This window comes from Nocardioides ultimimeridianus (assembly GCF_054777895.1).
In genome coordinates this window covers 37,560-58,834 of record NZ_BAAHAB010000017.1, presented here as the reverse complement: position 1 = coordinate 58,834, position 21,275 = coordinate 37,560, and the positions used below count along the sequence as shown (strand labels likewise).

25 protein-coding genes are annotated in these 21,275 nt (G+C 72.5%); 13 read left to right on the top strand and 12 right to left on the bottom strand.

Annotated elements, in window-relative coordinates; genetic code table 11:
- Positions 1–9: 9 nt before the first annotated feature.
- Positions 10–795 carry a carbon-nitrogen hydrolase family protein gene (locus ACYU8V_RS15585; RefSeq protein ID WP_460848635.1) on the bottom strand — a complete coding sequence of 262 codons (786 nt, stop codon included), beginning with the start codon at positions 793–795 and terminating at the stop codon, positions 10–12.
- A gap of 50 nt (positions 796–845) precedes the next feature.
- On the opposite strand from ACYU8V_RS15585, the gene mobA reads away from it, so the two are divergent.
- From mobA to ACYU8V_RS15565, 4 genes are all read left to right on the top strand, one after another.
- Entirely contained in the window at positions 846–1,457 is a 612-nt protein-coding gene (gene mobA, locus ACYU8V_RS15580) for a molybdenum cofactor guanylyltransferase (RefSeq protein WP_460848633.1), read from the top strand.
- Between the two features lie 39 nt (positions 1,458–1,496).
- Complete coding sequence (locus ACYU8V_RS15575; protein ID WP_460848632.1) at positions 1,497–1,814, top strand: DUF6457 domain-containing protein; 318 nt, start codon at positions 1,497–1,499, stop codon at positions 1,812–1,814.
- A gap of 24 nt (positions 1,815–1,838) precedes the next feature.
- Positions 1,839–2,816 (top strand): NAD(P)H-quinone oxidoreductase, encoded by a 978-nt coding sequence (locus tag ACYU8V_RS15570; RefSeq protein WP_460848631.1) that lies wholly within the window; start codon positions 1,839–1,841, stop codon positions 2,814–2,816.
- An 84-nt stretch (positions 2,817–2,900) separates the two neighbouring features.
- A complete protein-coding gene (locus tag ACYU8V_RS15565) occupies positions 2,901–3,455 on the top strand; it encodes a bacterial proteasome activator family protein (RefSeq protein WP_460848629.1) in 555 nt (184 codons plus the stop codon).
- On the opposite strand, the gene ACYU8V_RS15560 is transcribed toward ACYU8V_RS15565, so the two are convergent.
- The 4 genes from ACYU8V_RS15560 to ACYU8V_RS15545 are packed head-to-tail and all read right to left on the bottom strand — an operon-like array spanning position 3,452 to position 7,304.
- Positions 3,452–4,132: a hypothetical protein gene (locus ACYU8V_RS15560; protein ID WP_460848628.1), complete on the bottom strand. Its 681-nt coding sequence runs from the start codon at positions 4,130–4,132 to the stop codon at positions 3,452–3,454. The two genes, ACYU8V_RS15565 and ACYU8V_RS15560, sit on opposite strands and share 4 nt — an antisense overlap.
- The gene (locus ACYU8V_RS15555) at positions 4,129–5,007 is read right to left on the bottom strand and encodes an HAD family hydrolase (protein ID WP_460848626.1); all 879 of its coding nucleotides are present in this window, start codon (positions 5,005–5,007) and stop codon (positions 4,129–4,131) included. Before ACYU8V_RS15555 ends, ACYU8V_RS15560 begins: the two co-directional genes overlap by 4 nt.
- A 3-nt stretch (positions 5,008–5,010) precedes the next feature.
- Positions 5,011–6,285, bottom strand: a complete 1,275-nt coding sequence (serS, locus tag ACYU8V_RS15550) for a serine--tRNA ligase (protein ID WP_460848625.1) — start codon at positions 6,283–6,285, stop codon at positions 5,011–5,013.
- Between the two features lie 26 nt (positions 6,286–6,311).
- Positions 6,312–7,304 (bottom strand): aldo/keto reductase, encoded by a 993-nt coding sequence (locus ACYU8V_RS15545; RefSeq protein WP_460848624.1) that lies wholly within the window; start codon positions 7,302–7,304, stop codon positions 6,312–6,314.
- A gap of 44 nt (positions 7,305–7,348) precedes the next feature.
- Here ACYU8V_RS15545 and ACYU8V_RS15540 point away from each other — a divergent pair, with 44 nt between their 5' ends.
- Positions 7,349–8,929, top strand: coding sequence for a bifunctional phosphatase PAP2/diacylglycerol kinase family protein (locus ACYU8V_RS15540; protein WP_460848623.1), 1,581 nt, complete (start codon positions 7,349–7,351; stop codon positions 8,927–8,929).
- 10 nt (positions 8,930–8,939) lie between these two features.
- Here ACYU8V_RS15540 and ACYU8V_RS15535 read toward each other — a convergent pair whose 3' ends face one another.
- On the bottom strand, positions 8,940–9,347 hold the full coding sequence (locus ACYU8V_RS15535; protein WP_460848622.1) for a DUF4446 family protein: 408 nt from the start codon (positions 9,345–9,347) through the stop codon (positions 8,940–8,942).
- 42 nt (positions 9,348–9,389) lie between these two features.
- Here ACYU8V_RS15535 and ACYU8V_RS15530 point away from each other — a divergent pair, with 42 nt between their 5' ends.
- The 3 genes from ACYU8V_RS15530 to ACYU8V_RS15520 all read left to right on the top strand — a co-directional run bounded on the left by ACYU8V_RS15530 (position 9,390) and on the right by ACYU8V_RS15520 (position 11,735).
- The gene (locus tag ACYU8V_RS15530; protein WP_460848621.1) at positions 9,390–10,223 is read left to right on the top strand and encodes a prephenate dehydratase; all 834 of its coding nucleotides are present in this window, start codon (positions 9,390–9,392) and stop codon (positions 10,221–10,223) included.
- Between the two features lie 70 nt (positions 10,224–10,293).
- Positions 10,294–10,659: a Crp/Fnr family transcriptional regulator gene (locus tag ACYU8V_RS15525; protein WP_460848620.1), complete on the top strand. Its 366-nt coding sequence runs from the start codon at positions 10,294–10,296 to the stop codon at positions 10,657–10,659.
- A gap of 98 nt (positions 10,660–10,757) precedes the next feature.
- Positions 10,758–11,735: an adenylate/guanylate cyclase domain-containing protein gene (locus ACYU8V_RS15520; RefSeq protein WP_460848617.1), complete on the top strand. Its 978-nt coding sequence runs from the start codon at positions 10,758–10,760 to the stop codon at positions 11,733–11,735.
- A gap of 6 nt (positions 11,736–11,741) precedes the next feature.
- Here the strand turns inward: ACYU8V_RS15520 and ACYU8V_RS15515 are convergent, their stop codons facing one another.
- The 3 genes from ACYU8V_RS15515 to ACYU8V_RS15505 all read right to left on the bottom strand — a co-directional run bounded on the left by ACYU8V_RS15515 (position 11,742) and on the right by ACYU8V_RS15505 (position 14,137).
- Positions 11,742–12,332, bottom strand: a complete 591-nt coding sequence (locus ACYU8V_RS15515) for a DinB family protein (RefSeq protein WP_460848615.1) — start codon at positions 12,330–12,332, stop codon at positions 11,742–11,744.
- A gap of 83 nt (positions 12,333–12,415) precedes the next feature.
- Positions 12,416–13,348 (bottom strand): DUF5926 family protein, encoded by a 933-nt coding sequence (locus tag ACYU8V_RS15510; protein ID WP_460848613.1) that lies wholly within the window; start codon positions 13,346–13,348, stop codon positions 12,416–12,418.
- A gap of 9 nt (positions 13,349–13,357) precedes the next feature.
- Positions 13,358–14,137 carry a glycerophosphodiester phosphodiesterase gene (locus ACYU8V_RS15505; RefSeq protein ID WP_460848612.1) on the bottom strand — a complete coding sequence of 260 codons (780 nt, stop codon included), beginning with the start codon at positions 14,135–14,137 and terminating at the stop codon, positions 13,358–13,360.
- A 52-nt stretch (positions 14,138–14,189) separates the two neighbouring features.
- Between ACYU8V_RS15505 and ACYU8V_RS15500 the strand changes: the two genes are divergently transcribed.
- The 3 genes from ACYU8V_RS15500 to ACYU8V_RS15490 all read left to right on the top strand — a co-directional run bounded on the left by ACYU8V_RS15500 (position 14,190) and on the right by ACYU8V_RS15490 (position 17,290).
- Entirely contained in the window at positions 14,190–15,023 is an 834-nt protein-coding gene (locus ACYU8V_RS15500) for a putative protein N(5)-glutamine methyltransferase (RefSeq protein ID WP_460848609.1), read from the top strand.
- A gap of 67 nt (positions 15,024–15,090) precedes the next feature.
- The gene (locus tag ACYU8V_RS15495) at positions 15,091–16,524 is read left to right on the top strand and encodes a glyceraldehyde-3-phosphate dehydrogenase (protein ID WP_460848608.1); all 1,434 of its coding nucleotides are present in this window, start codon (positions 15,091–15,093) and stop codon (positions 16,522–16,524) included.
- A gap of 109 nt (positions 16,525–16,633) precedes the next feature.
- Positions 16,634–17,290: a hypothetical protein gene (locus ACYU8V_RS15490; protein WP_460848606.1), complete on the top strand. Its 657-nt coding sequence runs from the start codon at positions 16,634–16,636 to the stop codon at positions 17,288–17,290.
- A gap of 10 nt (positions 17,291–17,300) precedes the next feature.
- On the opposite strand, the gene ACYU8V_RS15485 is transcribed toward ACYU8V_RS15490, so the two are convergent.
- Entirely contained in the window at positions 17,301–17,777 is a 477-nt protein-coding gene (locus ACYU8V_RS15485) for a Rieske (2Fe-2S) protein (protein ID WP_460848605.1), read from the bottom strand.
- Positions 17,778–17,795: 18 nt separating this feature from the next.
- Positions 17,796–18,275: a DUF2231 domain-containing protein gene (locus ACYU8V_RS15480; protein ID WP_460848604.1), complete on the bottom strand. Its 480-nt coding sequence runs from the start codon at positions 18,273–18,275 to the stop codon at positions 17,796–17,798.
- 101 nt (positions 18,276–18,376) lie between these two features.
- Between ACYU8V_RS15480 and ACYU8V_RS15475 the strand changes: the two genes are divergently transcribed.
- Positions 18,377–19,069 (top strand): response regulator transcription factor, encoded by a 693-nt coding sequence (locus ACYU8V_RS15475; RefSeq protein ID WP_460848602.1) that lies wholly within the window; start codon positions 18,377–18,379, stop codon positions 19,067–19,069.
- Positions 19,066–20,394, top strand: coding sequence for a HAMP domain-containing sensor histidine kinase (locus ACYU8V_RS15470; RefSeq protein WP_460848600.1), 1,329 nt, complete (start codon positions 19,066–19,068; stop codon positions 20,392–20,394). The genes ACYU8V_RS15475 and ACYU8V_RS15470 overlap by 4 nt, the downstream gene beginning before the upstream one ends.
- Here the strand turns inward: ACYU8V_RS15470 and ACYU8V_RS15465 are convergent.
- Positions 20,345–21,193 (bottom strand): COG4705 family protein, encoded by an 849-nt coding sequence (locus ACYU8V_RS15465; RefSeq protein WP_460848599.1) that lies wholly within the window; start codon positions 21,191–21,193, stop codon positions 20,345–20,347. The two genes, ACYU8V_RS15470 and ACYU8V_RS15465, sit on opposite strands and share 50 nt — an antisense overlap.
- Positions 21,194–21,275 lie beyond the last annotated feature (82 nt).

The following is a 21,275-nucleotide window of genomic DNA, read 5'->3' as shown; positions in this document are numbered from 1 at the left end:
GGGGCAAGGCTACAAGCGCCGGTTGGCGAGGGAGGGATTGGTACGACGCGCCTCGGCCAGCACCTGCGCGTCCGCGTCCGCGCGGATCACCGTCTCCTCCTCGGGCCCCGCCTCGGCCAGGACCCGGCCCAGCGGGTCGATGACCAGGCTGGTCCCGCAGTAGCGCGGAGCGGGCTGACCGGCCGCGGCGACGTACACCGTGTTCTCGATGGCACGGGCGGTCAGGAGGGTGCGCCAGTGGTCGATCTTGCCCGGGCCCGCGACCCACGCGGCGGGCAGCACCAGCACCTCGGCGCCCCGATCGACCAGTGCCCGGGCGAGCTCGGGGAAGCGCAGGTCGTAGCAGGTCATCAGGCCGATCTGCCAGCCGTTCACCTCGACGAGCGTCGGCGCGGTCGGGCCCGCGGTGAGGCGGTCGGACTCGCGGTTGCCGAAGGAGTCGTACAGGTGGATCTTGCGGTACGCCGACGCCACCGTCCCGCGCACCAGCAGCGTGTTGAAGGGCCGGTCGGGGTCGGCGCTGATCTCGAACATGCCGGCCACCGCCGTGGTGGCGTCCCCCGCCGCCGCGGCGAGTGCGGCCGCGAACGGGCCGTCCGTGGGCTCGGCGTACGCGCTCACGTCGGAGCCGGGCGCACCGAAGTCGCGGGCGAAGGCCTCGGGGAACACCACCAGGTCCGCGTCGGAGGGGAACAGCCGGGCCAGCGTCTCGCGGTTGTCGGCCGGATCCAGGCCGGAGGCGGCCTGGACGAGCGCGAGACGCAGCGGGGGTCGCTCTGCGGTGGGCTCGGTCACGGTCGCCAGCCTGCCACGCTCCGGTAACACGGCTGTGGAACGCTGCCGGGGTGAACGCCGACCTCACCAGCTTCGCCGCCGTGATCCTCGCCGGCGGCCAGGGCGCCCGGATGGGAGGCGTCGACAAGTCCTCGATCGAGCTCGACGGGCGCTCCCTGCTCGAGCACGCGCTGGACGCCGTCATCGACGCCGCGGAGGTGGTCGTGGTCGGCGACCAGGTCCCGACCGACCGGCCGGTGACCTTCGTGCGCGAGGACCCGCGGCACGGCGGCCCGGTCGCGGCGCTGCTGACCGGGCGCGAGCTGCTGCTGCGGCGGTTCCCGCGGATCGTCGTACTGGCCGTGGACATGCCGCGGCTGACGTCCGCGACCTTCCGCCGGCTCGCCGACGCGGCCGAGGGGCACGACGGGGCGGTGCTGGTCGACCCCGAGGGACGCCGGCAGCTCGCGATGCTGCTGGAGCTGGCGCGGCTGGACGCGGTGGCGCCGCCGCTGGAGGAGCGCCACGGCGCCGCGCTGCGGACGCTGCTCGCGCCCCTGGACCTCGCCGAGGTGCCGGCGGTCGGGGAGGAGTGGCGCGACATCGACACCTGGACCGATCTGCGCGACCTCGCCGAGCCGCCCGGGCCCGAAACAGAGTCTTCACCCGGCGATTCCCGCTGACCCCTTGTCACAGCACCCGGATTGTCAGAATCTGGTCAGGTGAATCTGCACGACTGGATCGATGAGCTGTGCGACCTGCTCGACATCGATGCCGAAGCAGACGAGGGCCTGCTCGGCGACCTGTCAGTGGCCGCCTCCGACAACGTGTGTGCCGCGGCGGGACCCGTCACGGCCTTCCTGCTGGGGTGGGCTGCCGCCACCCAGGACGCAGACCCCGACGCCGTCGAGCGGCTCGCCGCCCGGGCGCAGCAGCTGGCCGAGAACTGGGACCGGCCCTCCTCGGTCGCCGACCCGGACGAGGACGTGGACGTGGAGGTCGAGGAGGTCGACCTGGACGAGGAGTACGAGCCCGCCTGATCCCTGCTCGCTAGGGTCGGGAGCATGCGCGCCATCATCGCCAGCGAGCCCGGCGGACCCGAGGTCCTGAGTCTCACCGAGGTGCCCGATCCGGTGGCCGGACCGGGCGAGGTCCTGGTCCGCGTCGCGGCCACCGCGGTCAATCGCGCCGACCTGTTGCAGCGGATGGGCTTCTACCCCCCGCCGCCGGGCGCCTCGGACATCATCGGTCTGGAGTGCAGCGGCACCGTCACCGCGCTGGGCGAGGGCGTGACCGGCTGGAGCGTGGGCGACGAGGTGTGCGCCCTGCTCGCCGGAGGTGGGTACGCCGAGCAGGTGGCCGTCCCCGCCGGACAGCTGATGCCGGTCCCCGCCGGTGTCGACCTGGTCACCGCCGGCGCCATCCCCGAGGTGGCGTGCACGGTGTGGTCCAACGTGTTCATGATCGGCGGGCTGCAGGCCGGTGACGCGTTCCTCGTGCACGGCGGCGGCGGTGGCATCGGCACCTGCGCGATCCAGCTGGCCGCGGCGCGCGGCGCCCGGGTCTTCACGACCGTGGGCAGCGAGGAGAAGGCCGCCGAGTGCCGCGCACTGGGCGCGGAGGTCACGATCAACTACCGCGACGAGGACTTCGTCGAGGTCGTACGCCGCCACACCGACGGCGCGGGGGCCGATGTGGTCCTCGACAACATGGGGGCGGCGTACCTCGGGCGCAACGTGGACGTCCTCGCCGACCAGGGCCGGCTGGTGATCATCGGCATGCAGGGCGGCGTCAAGGGCGAGCTGAACATCGCGACCCTGCTCAACAAGCGCGGCTCGGTCATCGCCACCTCGCTGCGGGGCCGCACCCTGGAGGACAAGGCGCGGATCTGCGCCTCGGTCGTCGAGAACGTCTGGCCGCTGGTCGCCGACGGCCGGCTCACGCCCATCGTCGGCGCCACCCTGCCGCTGGCCGAGGCCGCGGAGGCCCACCGCCGCATCGATGCCGGCGAGGTCGTCGGGAAGCTCCTGCTCACCACCTGAGCGCGAGTTCTGGCTTCTGGTCGACCGAAACCCTCCCTTCGGCTGACCAGAAGCCAGAACTCGCGGGTGGGTAGGGTCGGAGGCATGAGCGAGGAGCAGCACATCGTCGTGATCGGGCCCGACGGCCAGCCCGTGGCGCACCCGACGCCCGCGCAGGAGCCGGAGGACGGCGACCACGAGGGCGAGGGGCCGCTGACCGAGCTGGTCGAGCAGCCCGCCAAGGTGATGCGGATCGGCAGCATGATCCGCCAGCTGCTCGAGGAGGTGAAGTCGGCTCCGCTGGACGAGGCGAGCCGGCAGCGCCTCGCCGAGATCCACCGGTCCTCGATCAAGGAGCTCGAGCAGGGCCTGGCCCCCGAGCTGGTCGAGGAGCTGGAGCGGCTGTCGCTGCCGTTCTCGGAGGAGTCGGTGCCGTCGGAGAGCGAGCTGCGGATCGCGCAGGCCCAGCTCGTCGGGTGGCTGGAGGGCCTGTTCCACGGCATCCAGACGGCCATCTACGCCCAGCAGATGACGGCGCGCGCCCAGTTCGAGCAGATGCGCCGCGCGCTGCCGCCGGGCATCACCGCCGAGATGGCGCAGGCCCACCAGCAGCCGACCGACGGCTCGGGCGGCCAGGACACCAGCGGGATGTACCTCTAGGGGGTCCGGCCGGACCGGGCCATCCGCCCGATCAGCAGCAGGCCGAGGATCCCGATCAGGACCAGTCCGACGCCGGGCGCCATCAACCGGTTCAGCGACGGGACGTTGCGCAGGCCGCTGTGGGGCTGGCTCCACTGCACCGTGACGCCGGAGCCGGCCGGAGCCGTGAGGTCGGCGGTCAGCTTGGAGCGCAGCGCCTTCGACAGGCCGTGCGGGAGCAGGGCCGAGCCGCCGCACCTCTGAGCCGTGAAGCGGGCGCCCTGCTGGTGCAGGAACAGCAGGTACGTCGCCCGGCGGGTCAGCGGCGTCCCGGGCCGCCGGGTCACCGGCACCTGCGTCATCGTCGCGGTCACGCCGTTCTGCGCGGAGCCGCGGAAGGTGGCGACCACCCGGATCGTGTAGGTCCAGTAGCCCGAGTCGCGCACGCTGTTCAGCGGCGGGCCTGGCGTCTTCACCACCTTGACGATGCGCGCCGCGATGACCGAGTCCACACCGACCGCCGCCTGCTGCACGGCCGCCTTGTCCCAGGGCTTCACCGTGCACGACCGCGCGACGGTCGCGGGGGCCGCGGCGGCAGCGGTGGACGGGCCGGCGGGCACCAGCGCGACCAGCGCCAGGACGAGTGCCGCGAGGAGCGGACCCGCCCATCGGCGTACGGATGCAGGCACGGGAGTCACGCCCCCATCTCACCAGATCGGCGGTCGCCCGTGCCGAACCAGCGCTCGATCTCCAGGGCCGCGCCGTCCTCGTTCACGGTGGCAGTGACGGCGTCCGCGGCCTGCTTCACCTCGTCGACGGCCTGGCCCATCGCCACCCCGCGGCCGGACCAGGTGAGCATCTCGATGTCGTTGCGGCCGTCGCCGATGGCCAGCACGTCGGCGGCCCCGATGCCGAGCTGGTCGGCGACGTACTGCAGTCCCGAGGCCTTCGAGACCCCGACCGGCGCGAGGTCGAGCCAGGCGGTCCAGCCGATCGCGTAGTCGGTGCCCTGCAGGCCCAGGCCCTCGACGAGGCGGATGAAGTCCTCGACCTCGGCGTCGGGGTCACGCACGATGACACGGCTGACCGGGTGGGCCACCAGCTCCTCGACGTCGTCGACCACGGTCTCGCTGCCGCCGAGCTCGCCCTCGGGGAACGGCGCCGTCACGCGGTAGCCGAGCCCGCGCTCCTCGACCGCGACCAGCGCGGTCGGGTGGGCGGCGAGCAGGGCCCGGACGGCCGGGCCGGCGTCGAAGGTCTCCTCGAAGACGACCTCCATCGGCGGGTGCCGCAGCACGACGGCGCCGTTGGCCGCCACGATCCAGAGCCGCTCGGCGCGCTCGGGGTGCGCCGGGTCGTGCAGGTCCAGCATGTCGGCCACGGCGGTCATGTTGTGCGGCGCGCGGCCGCTGGCCAGCACGATGTGCGCTCCGGCGTCGAGTGCCTGCTGGACGGCCCGGTGGACGGCCGGCGTGACCTCCTCCTGGCTCGCGCCCTGTCCCTCGATCCAGCGCAGCAGGGTGCCGTCGATGTCGAGCGCGATCAGCCGAGGGCGCCAGCCTGGGTCGGTCATCGGTCAGCGCGCGACCGGCTCGAGCACCTCGCGGCCGAGCCACTTCTGCAGCGCCTTCGGCACGCGGACCGACCCGTCGGCCTGCTGGTGGGTCTCCAGCACCGCGACGATGCAGCGGGTGATGGCGGTGAGGGTGCCGTTGAGCGTCGCGACAGGCACGTTGCCGCCCTCGCCGCGCTGGCGGATGTCGAGGCGGCGGGCCTGGAAGTCCAGGCAGTTCGAGGTCGAGGTCAGCTCGCGGTACTTGCCCTGGGTCGGGATCCACGCCTCGCAGTCGAACTTGCGGCTGGCGCTGTTGCCGAGGTCGCCCGCGGCCACGTCGATGACCTGGTAGGCCAGCTCGAGCTTGTCGAGGAACGCCTTCTCCCACGCGAGCAGCCGCTCATGCTCGGCGTACGACTCCTCGAGGGTGGTGTAGACGAACATCTCCACCTTCTCGAACTGGTGGACCCGGATGATGCCCTTGGTGTCCTTGCCGGCGCTGCCGGCCTCCTTGCGGAAGCAGGAGGAGTACGCCGCGTAGCGCAGCGGGAGGCTGTCCGGATCCAGGATCTCCCCGGAGTGGTACGCCGCCATCGGCACCTCGGACGTCCCGACCAGATAGAGGTCCTCGCCCTCGATCCGATAGACGTTCTCCTCGGCCTGCTCCAGGAAGCCGGTGCCGTCCATCGCCTCGGGTCGCACCAGGGCGGGTGCGATCACCTGCGTGAAGCCGGCCTCCCGGGCTTGCTCCATCGCCAGGTTGATCAGCGCGAACTCCAGCTCCGCGCCGACGCCGGTCAGGTAGTAGAACCGCGAGCCGGAGACCTTCGCCCCGCGCTCGAGGTCGATCGCGCCGAGGATCCGGCCCAGCTCGACGTGGTCCTTGGGCTCGAAGCCCTCCGCGGCGAAGTCGCGCGGCGTGCCGATGGTCTCGAGGACCGCGAAGTCCTCCTCGCCACCGGCCGGGGTCTCCTCGGCGGTGATGTTGTGGATGCGCTTGAGGGCGGTGGTCCAGGCCAGCTCGGCCTCGCGCTGCGCCTCCTCGGCCTGCTTCACCTCGGCGGCCAGGGTCTTGGTCTGAGCGAGGAGCTCCTGCTTCTCCTCCGGCGACGCCTTCGGGATCAGCCCGCCCAGCCGCTTCTGCTCGGCCCGCTTCGCCTCGAAGTCCGCGATCGCCTGGCGTCGCGCGGCGTCGGCCGCGAGGGCCTCGTCGACGACCCCCTCGGACAGCCCGCGCTTGGCCTGGCTCGCGCGGACACGGTCGGGCTCGTCGCGGAGGATGCGCGGGTCGATCATGGCGTCAGGCTATCGGGCCATGAGAATCAGAAGGGGGCGACCTTCTCCGGGGCGGGGAAGAGCTCGTCCAGCTCGGCGAGGTCCTCGGCGGTGGGCACCCAGGAGGCGGCCGCGGCGTTGGCGGCGACCTGCTCGGGGCGGGTGGCGCCGGCGATGACCGAGGTCACCGGGTCCTGCGCCAGCAGCCAGCCGATGGCCACGGTCACCTCGGGCAGGTCGCGGGCCGCGGCGAACGCCGAGTAGGCCTGCAGCTGCGGCGACGCGGCCTGCTCGACCAGGTGCGTGCGGGTGCGGGTGAGCCGGCTGCCCTCGGGGGCCACGCCCCCGGCGTACTTCCCGGTGAGCAGGCCGTTGGCGAGCGGGAAGTAGGGCAGCACCCCGAGGCCGAACGCGCGGCCGGCGGGGAGCACCTCGAGCTCGGCGCGGCGGTCCAGCAGGTTGTAGTGGCTCTGGCTGGAGATGAACCGGGTGGTGCCGAGGGCGCGGGCGACGTACTCGGCCTCGGCGATCTGCCAGCCCGCCCGGTTGGAGTGCCCGAGGTAGCGGACCTTGCCCTCGCGGACCAGGTCGTCCAGCGCGCTGAGCGTCTCGTCGATCGGGGTCAGCGGGTCGGGCGTGTGGAACTGGTAGAGGTCGATCCAGTCGGTGCCGAGCCGGCGCAGGGACGCCTCGACCGCCGTACGGACGTAGCGGCGGGAGCCGCGCGCGCTGCCGTCCGGGCCGTTCACCCCGCCCATGTCCATGCCGAACTTGGTGGCCACGACGACGTCCGCCCGCCGCCGGCCGAGAGCGGCGCCGAGGCGCTCCTCGGACAGCCCGGGCGTCGCGCCGTAGGTGTCGGCCACGTCGAAGAGGGTGATGCCGGCGTCGATCGCCGCGCCGACGACGCGGTCGGTGCCCTCCTGCGACTCGGTGGCCGTGCCGGGCCGGCCGAGGTTGTTGCAGCCCAGCCCGACGGTGGAGACGGACAGGCCGGAGCGGCCCAGGCGACGGAGCGGTACGGCGGGAGCGTCGGTCATGCTCCGACGCTATCCCCGCACACCGACGCCGATATCCTCAGGCCGTGCTCGACCGTCCCCGCTGGGCCCCGCTGCTGTGGTCCGCGCTCCTGCTCGGCCTGTTCGCCGGGCTCACGGTCCTCGTGGACGTCCACTGGTCCCCGCTGGCCACGCTCGACGACCAGACGCGCAGCTGGGCCGTGACCGACTCCTCGCCCGCGTGGTTCGTGCACGTCCTGCGCGGCGTGGAGATCGCCTTCGACAACATCGGCATGACGGCGTACACGCTGCTGATCGCGGGCTGGCTGGCCTTCGCCCGCAAGCTGCGCCGCGCCGCGATCCTGGTGGTCGTCTCCATGGCGGCCTGCGCGCTGGTGACCACCGGTGTCAAGACCCTCATCGTGCGCGACCGGCCCTCATGGCAGTGGACCAGCGCGGTGCTGCACGGCCACTCGTTCCCCTCCGGGCACAGCTCCCACATCGCCACGCTGGCCGGCCTGGTCATCGTGATCGCGCTGATGCTGATCCGGCGCTCGGCCCTCCGGCGCCTCGTGTACGCCGCCGCGACGCTGGTCGTGCTCGTGGTGGCCGCCGACCGGATCCTGCTGGGACGCCACCACCTCAGCGACGTGGTGGGCGGGGTGCTGCTCGGCGCGGGCCTGGTCCTGCTCGGCCTGGCGGTCTACAGCCCGCTGCCGAAGAGCCATGCGCTCGGCGCGCTTCCCCTGCCCGAGGCCTACCCGGGCAACCGCGAGCTGGCCGTGGTCCTGAACCCGATCAAGGTCGAGTCGGTGCCGCAGTTCCAGGCGCTCGTGACCCAGATGGCCGTGGCCTCGGGGTGGTCCGAGCCGCGCTGGCTGTTCACCACGGTCGAGGACTCCGGCACCGGGCAGGCCCATGAGGCCGCCGTCGGCGGGGCCGAGCTGGTGCTGGTCTGCGGTGGCGACGGCACGGTGCGCGAGGTCTGCGCCGAGCTCGCCGGCACCGGCATCCCGGTCGGCATCATCCCGGCCGGCACCGGCAACCTGCTGGCTCGCAACCTCAGCCTTCCGCTGTTCATCCGGGCCGCCATCGACATCGCGCTCACCGGCCAGGACCGCGCCATCGACATGGTCGCCGTGTCCGGCGACGGCATCGAGGACAGCCACTTCATGGTGATGGCCGGGCTCGGCTTCGACGCCGCGATCATGGAGGGCGTCAACGAGGACATCAAGGCCAAGGTCGGCTGGCTGGCCTACGTGCTGTCCGGCCTCAAGGCGCTGATGTTCCCGACCATGCGCCTGGAGATCTCGGTCGACGACGGACCGTGGACCAAGCACCGCGCCCGCACCTGCGTCATCGGCAACGTCGGGTCGCTCCAGGGCGGGATGAACCTGATTCCGGACGCGGCGATCGACGACGGCCAGCTCGACGTGGTCATGCTCTACCCGCGCAAGTTCCTCAGTTGGATCCCGATCGTGGTGCGCATCCTCAGCCGGCGCGAGGAGCGGGCCGGGGAGTCGGTGGCGCGGATGACCGGCCGGAAGGTCGCCGTACGCGCGTCCACCGAGGTGCCCCGCCAGCTCGACGGGGACATCATCGGGGCCGGACGGGAGCTGACCATGGAGTGCATCCACGGCCGGGTGCTGGTGCGGGTGGCGCGCTAGCGCTGCACGGCTAGAGCCGGGCCATCCGGGCGTGGGCGACCGCCTCGGACTCCTCCGGGGACAGCTCCGCCTCGCCGGCCCAGCCCGCGATCGGCTTGGCATAGGTGCGGGCCTCGTCGCGGCCGCGGATCGAGGTGAGCACCACCCCGTCCCCGCCGTCGTCGAGGAGGGCCAGCGACCACGACAGCCGCCCGCCCATCTCGTCGAACGCGTCGTAGCGGACCACCGCGAGATGGCGCAGCGCCCCCTTGGCCTCCTCGCGCAGAGCGGCCACCTCCGCCCGCAGGGACGGTACGTCGGCGGGCAGGTCCGCCGCCGCGTCCGGGCGGGCCGCGGACCGGCGTACCTCCACCCGAGTGAGGACCGCCAGCGCCAGGGCGAGGATCGCGACGAGCAGGGCGAGGATGCCGAGGACCATGTGCGCAACGCTAGTGAATGACGACGCCCTACCCTTGGCGCCATGCCCCGCATCGCGTACCAGGGGGAACCCGGCGCCAACTCCCACATCGTGTGCAAGGAGCACTACCCCGACTGGGAGACGGTGCCGTGCGCCTCGTTCGAGGACGTCTTCGCGGCGGTGCGGAGCGGCGAGGCCGCGCGGGCGATGATCCCGATCGACAACTCGATCGCGGGCCGGGTGGCCGACATCCATCACTTCCTGCCCGGCTCCGGTCTGCACATCGTGGCCGAGCACTTCCTGCGGATCCAGTTCGCGCTGATGGCGCTGCCGGGCGTCGGCGTCGACGAGATCGAGACGGTGCACAGCCACGTGCACGCGCTGGGTCAGTGCCGCCGGGTGATCCGCGAGCTCGGGCTCAAGCCCGTCATCTCCGGCGACACCGCCGGCGCCGCGCGTGAGGTCGTCGAGGCCGGCGACCGGCGGATGGCGGCGATCGCCCCTCCCCTGGCCGCCGAGGTCTACGGCCTGGAGATCCTGCGCTCCGACGTCGAGGACGAGGACCACAACACGACCCGGTTCGTCGTGCTGTCGCCGGAGTTCGAGGCGGCTCCCGCGGGCCACGGCCCGATCGTGACCAGCTTCGTGTTCAACGTCCGCAACCTGCCCGCGGCGCTCTACAAGGCGCTCGGCGGGTTCGCCACCAACGGCATCAACATGACCAAGCTGGAGAGCTACATGGTCGGCGGGGAGTTCGCCGCCACGCAGTTCCTCGCCGAGGTCGACGGGCACCCCGACGAGCCGGGCCTGAAGCGCGCGCTGGAGGAGCTGGCCTTCTTCACCACCGACATCACCGTGCTCGGGGTGTACCCGGCGGACCCGTTCCGCTCGCGCTGACCGCGACACCGCGTCAGCGGTTCGGAAGTTTGTCCTCCCGCCCGGAGGCGTTCGGCACTAAGGTTCGAGCATGGCAACGTTCTTCGAGCACTTCACGCCGACCGAGATCGCACGGATCAGCGGCGCCGGCCGACGTGTGAAGCTCCCCGAGGGCTGGTCCCCGATCTGGGAGGACACCCCGGCCGACAAGGCGTACATCATCCTCAGCGGCACGGTCTCGATCCGTCGCGACGGCACCGAGATCGCGACGCTCGGCCCCGGCGACATCGTCGGCGAGACGGCGATCATGGGCGGCAAGCTGCGCTCGGCCACGGTCGTCGCGATGACCCCGCTCGAGACGATCCACCTCACCGACGAGACGCTGCGCGAGCTCGACCACGACTGGCCGGCCTTCCACCAGGCCCTTGCCGACGTGGCGCAGTCCCGCCTGTCCTGACGGTGACCGCAACCCCCGACGACGGGGTCGACGCAGGGTCTGACCCTGGGGTCGACGCCGTCGTCGCTGCGCCTTCGGACGACTCCGGGCTCCTCGAGATGCTCGAGGAGAGCCTGCTCGGCTCCCGCCCGACGATGAGCCAGGAGCAGATCGCCGAGCGTGCGAGCATCCCGCTGGAGCTCGCCAACGAGCTGTGGCGCCAGCTCGGCTTCGCCTCGACACCGCTTGGCGAGATCGCCTACACCGAGGCCGACCTCGAGGCGCTGCGCCTGACCAACGACCTGATCGAGCTCGGTGTCCTCAGCCCGGACCGCCAGGAGGGCCTGGTGCGCACCTGGGGACGCAGCTTCGCGCGGCTCGCCGAGTGGCAGGCGGCCCTGCTCGCCGACGTCGCCATGGAGAGCGGGATGGACCTCCACGACGCGATGGTGCTGCTCGGGGAGGAGGCGCTGCCGCGGGTCGAGAAGCTCCAGGACTACACCTGGAAGCGGCACCTGCTCAGCGCCGCGGGCCGCCTCCTGGTGGACCGCACCAACGCGCACGCGGCGGGCGTGTGCTTCGTCGACATCGTCGGCTACACCTCCCGCTCCCGCACCCTCGACGACGCCGAGCTGGTCGAGTGGCTCGAGGCCTTCGAGACCCGCGCCCTGTCCACCGTGGTCGAGCACCGCGGCCGGATCATCAAGAACATCGGCGACGAGCTGCTCATCGTGGCCGACAGCCCCCAGGACATCGCCGAGATCGCACTCGAGCTGGTCGCGCGCGGCGAGGACCCCGACGACGACTTCCCCGCGGTCCGTGCCGGCGTGACGTACGGCGACGTGGTCAGCCGGCTGGGCGACGTCTACGGCCCGGTCGTGAACATCGCGGCCCGGCTCACCTCGGTCGCGCGGCCCGGCAGCGTGCTCATCGACCGCGGTCTGCACGCCGCGCTCGGCGGCCGGCCCGAGGCCGCGGAGGGTGAGCCGACCGAGGACCACGAGCCCGACGTGGCGGCGTACCGCTTCCGGCGCCTGCGCCGGGTGTCGGTCAAGGGCTACTCCCGGCTGCACGTGTGGGTGCTCAGCCGGCGCTGATGCCGCTCAGCCCGCCGGCGGCTGCCAGGGCGTGACCCACGGCGTCGCGGGCCAGCCCTCGCGACCCGCGAGCAGCTCGATCGCCTTCGCGCCGTCGACGCCCTCGCGCACGATGTCGGCGTGGCCGGCGTGCCGGGCGAGCTCCTCGAAGAGGTGGAACCAGACCCAGCGCACGCTCCACGCCTCGACGTCCTTCGGGAACCACGGCGCCTCCGGCACGGGGACCGGGGTGTCGAGGTCCAGGGTCGCCACCGCGTCGAGGATGCGGCCGCAGACGTCGTCGTACGCCGCCAGCGCGGCCTCGACCGTGTCGCCCTCGCCCCAGGTGAACGCATCGGTCCACGCCGCCATGGCGTCCTGGTCGCTCACCCGGGCCGGACGCCCCGGGGCGGCGAGCGCCGAGGACAGCCAGGTGTCGAGCACCAGCGCGAGGTGCTTGACCAGCGTGCCGACGCTGAACTCGCTGGGCGAGCGGCGCTCGCCCGCCTGCGGGTCGGTGAGGCCGAAGACGGCCGAGCGCAGGGCGTCCTGCTGCTGGCCGAGGAACGCGAGGAGGGCGGAGCGCTCATCGGTGACAGGAGCGGCGTTGGCGGGCATCGGGGGTCCTTCCGAGAGCGGGATCAGGTGTGACCCACCCTGCACCCGACCACCGACAGCGGAGGGCCGCCGACACCGTCGGGTCAGCGGATGGTGACCTGACGGTTCGCGAGGCCGCTGCGGGCCGACCGCTCCTCGGTGGTCAGCTCGCCGTCGGCGAGCTCGGCCAGGGCGGCATCGAGCTTCTTCTTGAACTCCGCCGCCGGCGTCTCGACCGCCTCGGCGCCGGTGCCGACCGGCAGGTCCCAGACCGGCGCCAGCAGGCCGTGGGCACGGAACATCCCCACGAAGCGGGCGTCCGGCACGATGACGTCATCACCGCGTACGTGCAGCCGCGCGAGCGCGTCGAGCAGGCGGTCCTCGGGCTCCGGCATCACCCAGCGCAGGTGCTCCTTGGCGCCCATCCGGGTCCAGTACGCCGCCGTGACCTCGGTCAGCCGCGCGGTCGGTGCGGCGGCGCCGTCGGCCTCCTGGAGGGCCTGGGCCACCTCGTCGGTCGCGTCCATGTCGGCCACCCAGAAGTCGAAGCCGTCATGCACGGTGACGTCGAGCGGCGCGTCGACGAGCAGGTCCTGCAGCCGCGGGCCCTGGCCGGGGTCGCTGGTCAGGCCGACCACGCCGGGCTCGGCGACCAGCGCGGCCTCGAGCACGGCGCCCAGGTCGCGGGCCGGGTCGCCGTACGCGTGCTGGACCTGGAGGCCGAGCCAGATCGCGCCGTTCTCGCGCACCAGCGCGGGCGCGGCCATGGGCAGCAGCGTGCACAGCTGGACGGTGCGGTCCTCGTGGCCCCGGACGGTGATCGGGGCGCTGGCGGCCGGGACGAGCTCGCGCAGGGCGACGATGTCGCACTCCGAGGCGAGGCCCTCGAAGGGGCGCTTGACGAACACCTGGCCGCCGCCGGGCGCTCCGTGGCAGGCCTTGTACCGCTTGCCGGAGCCGCACGGGCAGGGCTGCCGCGGACCGACCTCACCGGGGGCGAGGGGCTTGGCGGTCTGGGTCCGGGTGCGCTTGGCCATGCCCGGAATCTACTGATCGAGCAGACCGAGCATGAACTTCGGGCGGTCGGTGATGATCGCCTTGACGCCCGCGTCCTGGCACAGCTTGAGCTGGTAGCCGTGGTTGACGGTCCACACGTGCATGTCGCGCCCGCTGCGCACCATCGAGTCCAGCGTGCGGGGGTTCTGCTCGAGCATCTTGATGCCGGGGCCCAGGATCCACTCCGGCGGCGTCGTGCGCTTGAGGACCGGCCAGTAGCTGGGGCGGTCGAGCAGCTGCACCAGCCGCAGCTCCGGGGCCAGCCGCTGCACGCGCTGCAGTGCGGTGTTGGAGAAGCTCATCACCCGGATCGGCGCGCCCGCGGTGTGCCACCCGAACTCGCGCAGCATCTCGACCAGCCGCTTCTCGACCAGCCCGCTGTAGCGCGTCGGGTGCTTGGTCTCGATCGCGACCTCGACCCGGCGGGGGTAGTCCGCGACGGTCTCCAGGAGCTTGCGCAGGGTGAGGACGCCGCGCAGGCTCTCGTCCTCGTCGGGCGCCTCGTCGTCGAGGTCGGCCCAGGGGTTCTTCCAGGACGCGAAGTCGAGGTCGGAGAGGTCGGCGAGCTCCATCCGGGAGACCAGCCCCTTGGTCGCGGCGGTACGCCGGAGGTCCCGGTCGTGCACGCAGACCAGGTGCCCGTCGGCGGTCAGCCGGACGTCGCACTCCAACCCCTCGGCCCCCACGTCGAGCGCCTCCAGGTAGGCGCCCAAGGTGTGCTCGGCCAGCTCTTCGCTCGCGCCCCGGTGGGCGACGACCTGCGGTCGCATGGGGACCAGTGTCGTGCATCGGGGCGACGGCGTCATGACCGACACTGGGCCGGTGCCCGAACTCGTGCCTCTCGTCGCTCTCGTCGCCCGTCTCCGCGCGGCCGGCTGCGTGTTCGCCGAGGACGAGGCGGCCGTGCTCACGTCCTCTGCGGGGTCGGCGGAGGAGCTCGAGGCGATGGTGGCCCGGCGGGTCGCCGGGGAGCCGCTGGAGCACGTGGTGGGCTGGGTGGACTTCGCCGGGGTGCGTGTCGCGGTGGGGCCGGGGGTGTTCATCCCGCGGCAGCGGACGGCGCTGCTGGTGGAGGTCGCTGCGGCTTGCTTGCGCGCAAGCAACTCCCTGCTTGCGCGCAAGCAAGGAGCGGCCACGGTGGTCGACCTGGGCTGCGGCAGCGGCGCCCTGGGCCTCGCCCTGGCGCGGACCCGGCCCCCCGGAGAGGTCGCCGTGCACGCGGTCGACATCGAGCCGGCGGCGGTGGCGTGCGCGCGCCGCAACCTGGCCGGCGTCCCCGGCGGTGTCCACCGGGGCGACCTGTTCGAGCCGCTCCCGCCGGAGCTGGCAGGTGAGATCGACGTACTGCTCGCCAACATGCCGTACGTCCCCACGCACGCCCTGGCACTGATGCCCGCCGAGTCGCGCGACCACGAGCCGCGGGTCACCACCGACGGGGGTGCGGACGGCCTGGACCTGATCCGCCGGGTGGCCGCCGAGGCCGCTCGCTGGCTGCGCCCCGGAGGCACCCTGCTGGTCGAGACCGGGGAGGACCAGGCCGAGGCGGTCGCCGCGACCTTCGCCGCCCACGGCCTGACCCCGGCCGTCCACCACGACGACGAGCGCGGCGCGACGGTCGTCTCCGGGGCGGTGTCCGCTATCTCACGCCCGTCCTGATTTCCGCCCGACCCCGCGGCCTCCCCTACGATCGCGGGGAGTTTCGCCGGAGCCCGAAGGGGATGCAGTGACTGTCAACGAGGACATCTTCGACCGCTGGAAGAACCGTGAGTCGACCGCGGAGGCGATGATCCCGATCATCGGCAAGCTGCAGCGGGAGAAGGACCTGACGATCCTGCTCCACAGCCGCTCGCTGATGAACAAGTCGGCCGTCAGCATCCTCAAGATCCACCGCTTCGCGCGCCAGATCGAGGGCGAGGAGCTCTCGGTCGTGCAGACGATGCCGTTCCTCGAGGCGATCGCCGACCTCGACGTACGGGCCGCCAAGATCGACCTGGCGCTGCTGCTCAAGGCCTACAAGGCCGCAGGCGAGCCCGACGACGTCGCGGCCTTCACCGCCGAGGCCCTCGCCGGCGCGATCGGCGAGCACGAGGCCCCCGTCGGCACCGACGTCGTCCTCTACGGCTTCGGCCGGATCGGCCGCCTCGTCGCGCGCCTGCTCATCGAGAAGGCCGGCTCCGGCAACGGCCTGCGGCTGCGGGCCGTCGTCGTGCGCAAGGGCGGCGAGGGCGACCTCGCCAAGCGCGCGTCCCTGCTGCGCCGCGACTCGATCCACGGCCAGTTCAACGGCTCGATCACGGTCGACGAGCAGCGCAACGTGATCATCGCCAACGGCAACGAGATCCAGGTCATCTACAGCAACGACCCCAGCGAGATCGACTACACGACGTACGGCATCGACGACGCGATCCTGATCGACAACACCGGCAAGTGGCGCGACCGCGAGGGCCTCGCCCAGCACCTGCGCCCCGGGATCCGCAAGGTGCTGCTGACCGCGCCGGGCAAGGGCGACGTCCCCAACATCGTGCACGGGGTCAACCACCTCGAGACCGACCGGGACGAGACGATCCTGTCCTGCGCGTCCTGCACGACCAACGCGATCGTGCCGCCGCTGAAGGCGATGGAGGACGAGTTCGGCATCATCCGCGGCCACGTGGAGACGGTGCACTCCTTCACCAACGACCAGAACCTGCTGGACAACTACCACAAGGCCGACCGCCGCGGCCGGTCCGCGCCGCTCAACCTGGTCATCACCGAGACCGGTGCCGCCTCGGCCGTCGCGAAGGTTCTCCCGGACCTGAACGCCAAGATCACCGGCAACTCGATCCGCGTCCCCACCCCGGACGTCTCGATCGCGATCCTCAGTCTGCAGCTCAAGCGCGAGACCACCCGCGAGGAGGTCCTCGACCACCTGCGCAAGGCCTCGCTGGTCGGCCCGCTGGCCCGCGCCCTCGACTACACCCAGGCCAACGACGCCGTCTCCACCGACTTCGTCGGCGCCCGCGCCGCCTCGATCGTCGACGGCAACGCGGCCATCGTCGACGGCGACAGCGCGATCCTCTACGTCTGGTACGACAACGAGTTCGGCTACTCCTGCCAGGTGCTGCGCACCGTGCAGTACATCTCGGGTGTCGAGTACCCCACGTTCCCCCAGCTCTAGGGTCCGTACGACGCAACGGCCCGGCCGCTCCTCGCGAGCGGCCGGGCCGTTGCGCATTCCCGGGGGCGGGCGCATAGTGACAAGTGGGGGGTAGTGATCGGACGACGAGATGCAGGACGAACTCTCCACGAATGTCGAACTGACCCACGAGGTGCTCGCGGCGCGACTGGACCACGCCCGTCAGAGCAGACCGACTCGAGACCGGCCCCGTGACCGATTCCCCGCGACCGACCGGTTCCTGGCGAGCGCCAGCCGGCACGTCGCGGCGGCCAACGCCGTGCTGCTGCCTGCGGTGGCACGACAGGTTCCCGAAGGTCGTCAGTTCGCCCGTGAGTTCGCCCGGCAGAGCCGTCGGCTCGAGGCAGCGCTGGCAGAGGCGAAGGGCAAGCTGTACGGATCGACGTACAACATCCGGACGCCGTGGACCTCGGTATGGGGCGAGATCCACGACGAGCTGGAGGCCTGGTTCGCGATGGAGGAGTCCCTGGTCGAGAGACTGGCGGCCTCCCCCGACGTACGCCGAAGCATCGCGCAACGTCTCTACGCCGACGAGTCACGGGCGCCGAGCCGACCCCACCCCTACCTGCCGCACCGGGGCCTCGCGGGCCGTGCGGCGCGGCAGGTCGCCCGCAGGGTGGATCGGTTCTGGGACACCGCCGAGGGGCGGATGCTCCCCGAACCGGTCCACTCCGCCACGCACGGCCGGGACGGGCGGATCACCCGCTACCTGCTGGCCGACCCGGACTTCACACCCGAGCCGGAGTAGCCCGAGCAGCTCAGGACTGCAGGTAGATCTCCCCGCCGGAGACCGCGATCGTCTTCTCGGGCAGCGGCGTGGACGCCGGGCCCTGGATGACCGAGCCGTCGGTGATCGAGAACTTGCTGCCGTGGCACGGGCAGTCCAGCGTCGAGCCCGCGGCGACCGAGCAGCCGGCATGCGTGCACACCGAGCTGAAGCACTTGAACTGCCCGGCGGTCGGCTGGGTCACGACGACCTGCTCGCCGGAGAAGACCGCGCCGCCACCGACCGGGATGTCGGAGGTCGCGCCGAGCTGGGTGCCCGAGGGCGTCCCGCCCTTGCCCTTCGCGGTGACCGTGGTCGTCGCGCTGGGCGGGGCCGTGGTCGCCGGGTCGCTGGCCACGTCGGAGCCCTTGCTGCCACAGGCGGCGAGCAGCGGGACGGCCGCTCCCGCTCCGGCCAGGGCGACGACGCTGCGGCGGGGGATCGAGCTCCCGCTCGTGTTCTCGGTCATGTCTCTCCTCGGATGAGCTCAGTTGCCAGCAGCGCTGGACGGGCTGGACGGGACGGTGTTCTGGACCTGCCCGGCCCACGCGGCCCGGGCACCGGAGTCGCCCACACGGTAGACCTGCACCCCAGCGGCGACCGCAGCCACCACCGCGAGCACGCCGACGACGCGCATCGGGTTGCCGGTGCGCCCACGCCGGTCGAGCACGACGAGCACGACGTCGAGCGCCAGCAGTGGCAGCGCGAACCAGATCAGCTGGTCGCCGAGCCGGGCGTGCTCGCCGGGATTGCCGACGTGCGTCTCCAGCGCCTCGCCGCTCGAGGTGGCGATCGGGATGAGCACGGTTGCGACCAGGGAGCACGCGACGAGCAGCGGACCGTAGCTGCGCCGCCAGGCCGGTCGGACCACGAGGGCGATCGTCCCGAGAATGGCCAGCGGGAGCAGCACGACGACCGCGTGGACGACGAGCGGGTGCACGGGCAGGCCGTTGATCACGTCGAACATGGGACCAGCCTTCCCACCGCGGGGTCAGGGCCGCGCCAACGCGACGTCAAGAGAACGTCAAGGATCGCCCGCGGGCCGCTGTCCATCACTACATTCGAGGAGTGGCGACGGTGATGGTGGTGGAGGACGACGGGGCGATCCGGCAGGCGCTCACCCGCGGCCTGTCCGCCCTGGGGCACGTGGTCACGCCCGTCTCCCACGGCGCGGAGGCCGTGACCGCGTTCGCGACGGCACCGGTCGAGGTCGTCGTGCTCGACCTCGGGCTGCCCGACATGGAGGGCGAGTCGGTGCTCGGCGTCGTACGGGCCCTCGGCGACGTACCGGTCATCGTGGCGACGGCGCGCGACGACGACCGGGACGTCGTACGGCTGCTCGACGCGGGAGCCGACGACTACCTGATCAAGCCGTTCTCCGTGGCGCAGATGGACGCCCGGATCCGCGCGGTGCTGCGGCGTACGGCGCTCCCCCAGGACGCGACCACCCGCCTCACCGTCGGCGAGATCGCCCTCGACGTCCGCTCGCGGGAGGCCGCGCTGGCGGGCCGGCCGCTGGAGCTGTCGCGGCTGGAGTTCGACCTGCTGCAGTTCCTCATGCAGCACGAGGGCGAGGTCGTCACCAAGCCTGTCCTGCTGGCCGAGGTGTGGCGCCAGCCGTGGGGCGGGGCGGACCGCACCGTGGATGTGCACCTGTCCTGGCTGCGCCGCAAGCTCGGCGAGACCGCGGCCGAGCCGCGCTACCTGATCACCGTGCGCGGCGTCGGCGTGAAGCTGGTCGACCCGGGAGCGACCCCATGAGACTGCGCACCCAGGTCACCGTGCTCGGCGTCGGCACCGCCGCGCTGGTCATCGTGCTCGCGAGCATCCCGATCGCGCTGCTGCTGCGCAACAAGGCGTACGCCGAGGCCGAGCAGCGGGCGACGTACGCCGCCCAGAGCACCGCCGACTACATGACGACCAGCAGCTACAACAACGCGACCCTCGCGCTGTACCTCGACCGGCTCAACGGACGCGTCTCCACGCCCGTGACCGTCATCGAGCCGGGCGGCGAGGTCGCCGGCGCCCCCCTGGGTGCGGCCGCCCGCGCCGCGGCGCTCGAGGTCGCGGAGCCGAAGCTCGGCGATCACGACAAGGACAACCACGACCTCGGCGCGGTGTCACGGCCGCAGACCACGACCATCGACGACGGCCGCGTCGTGCAGGTGTTCTGCGCCGCGGGCGGCGGCAGCGCCCGCGTGGTGTCGACCGTCGACTACGGCTCGGTGGGCGACGCCATCCGTGCCCAGAACCTGGGCATCGGTGGGGTCGCCCTACTCCTGCTCGCCCTGGCCTGGCTGGCCGCCGACATCGTCGGGCGCCGGATCACCCGGCCGCTCGGGCTTGCCGCTGACACCGCCAGCGCACTGAGCCGCGGCGAGATGCACGCGAGGGCGCCGGTGGCCGGGCCGCCCGAGGTCGCGCGGGTCTCCGAGGAGCTCAACGCGCTCGCCACGCGGATCGAGGAGCTGCTCACCATGGAGCGCGAGAACGCCGCCGACCTCTCCCACCGGCTCCGTACGCCGCTCACGGCGGTCCGCCTGGGCGTGGAGGCCCTGCCGCCGGGGCAGCAGCGCACCGAGCTGGAGCAACACGTCGCCGGGGTCGAGCGCAGCCTGACCCAGCTGATCCGCGCCGCCCGCCGCGGCGACCGCGAGGGCCTGCACCCCGGCTGCGACGCCGTCGCTGTCGTCCGGGATCGGGTGGCGTTCTGGAAGCCGCTCGCCGAGGACCAGGAGCGCACCCTCACCGTCGCCGTGCCGGACTCCGCGGCCCGGGTCCGGCTGGTGGCCGACGACCTCGCCGGAGCGCTGGACGGCCTGATCGAGAACGCCGTCGCGCACACCGCCGAGGGCGTGCCGATCACCGTCCGGGTCGTGGCGGACTCGGACGCGTGGCGCGTCGAGGTGCTCGACCAGGGCCCCGGCATCCCGCCCACCGCGATCGAGCGCGGCCGCAGCGACCGCGGCTCGACCGGCCTCGGCCTGGACATCGCCCGCTCGACCGCGGAGGCGGGCGGCGGGCGGCTGGAGCTGGTCAGCGAGGGTCGCTGGCGGGGCGTACGTCTGCTGCTGCCGGCCCCATGAGGTCCTCGGGCTCGGCGTGGGCCAGCGCGTGGTGGCCCTCCTCGTCGGCGTGGGTGCGCCACAGGTAGCCGACCAGCACGGCGAAGGCGAGCAGGCCGGCGGCCGTCACCGGGCCGGTGCCCAGCGCGATGCCGCCCTGGTCCTTGGCGTGCGCCAGCCAGTCGGCGACGCTCGCGCCGAGCGGCCGGGTCAGCGAGTACGCCGCCCAGAAGCACACCACCGCGTTCGCGCCGAGCCGCCAGGCGATCAGCGGCAGCACGATGAGGACCGCGAACAGGGCGATCGAGCCCAGGAAGCCCATGTTCATGTTGATCGCGGTGGTGTCGCCGAGCGCCGTGCCGAGACCGAAGGTGAGCAGCACCGTCGCCCAGTAGAACCGCTCGCGGCGGGCGGTGGTGATCGAGTGCACCGACAGGGTGCCCTCGCTGCGCCGCCACCAGGTCAGCACCCCGACGAGCGCCGCGAGGTAGACGCACGAGTCGACGTAGTACGGCGTACCGAGGACGACGTGGGGGCCGTCGGCCACCATCGTGCCGAACACGGCGACCATCAGCACCGCGGTCCAGTACCGGATCGGGCTGTACGTCGCGGCCCGCAGCTGCCACCACAGCGCCACGAAGAACCCGCCGATGCCGATGACGCCGGCCAGCACCAGGCTCGTGGTCCCCATGAAGTCCGCGCCGGTCTCGCCGATCGCGGTGGTCAGCAGCTTGACCACCCAGAACAGGACGAAGACCTCCGGCACCTTGGGGGCGACGAACGTACGGGGTGCGGTGCGTTCGGCAGTGCGCTCAGTCATGCGCAGGACGGTAGGCAGACCTTCATGAAGGGGACCTGAAACGGGCGAACCCTCGCGCACGGCCGCGACCAGGATCACAATG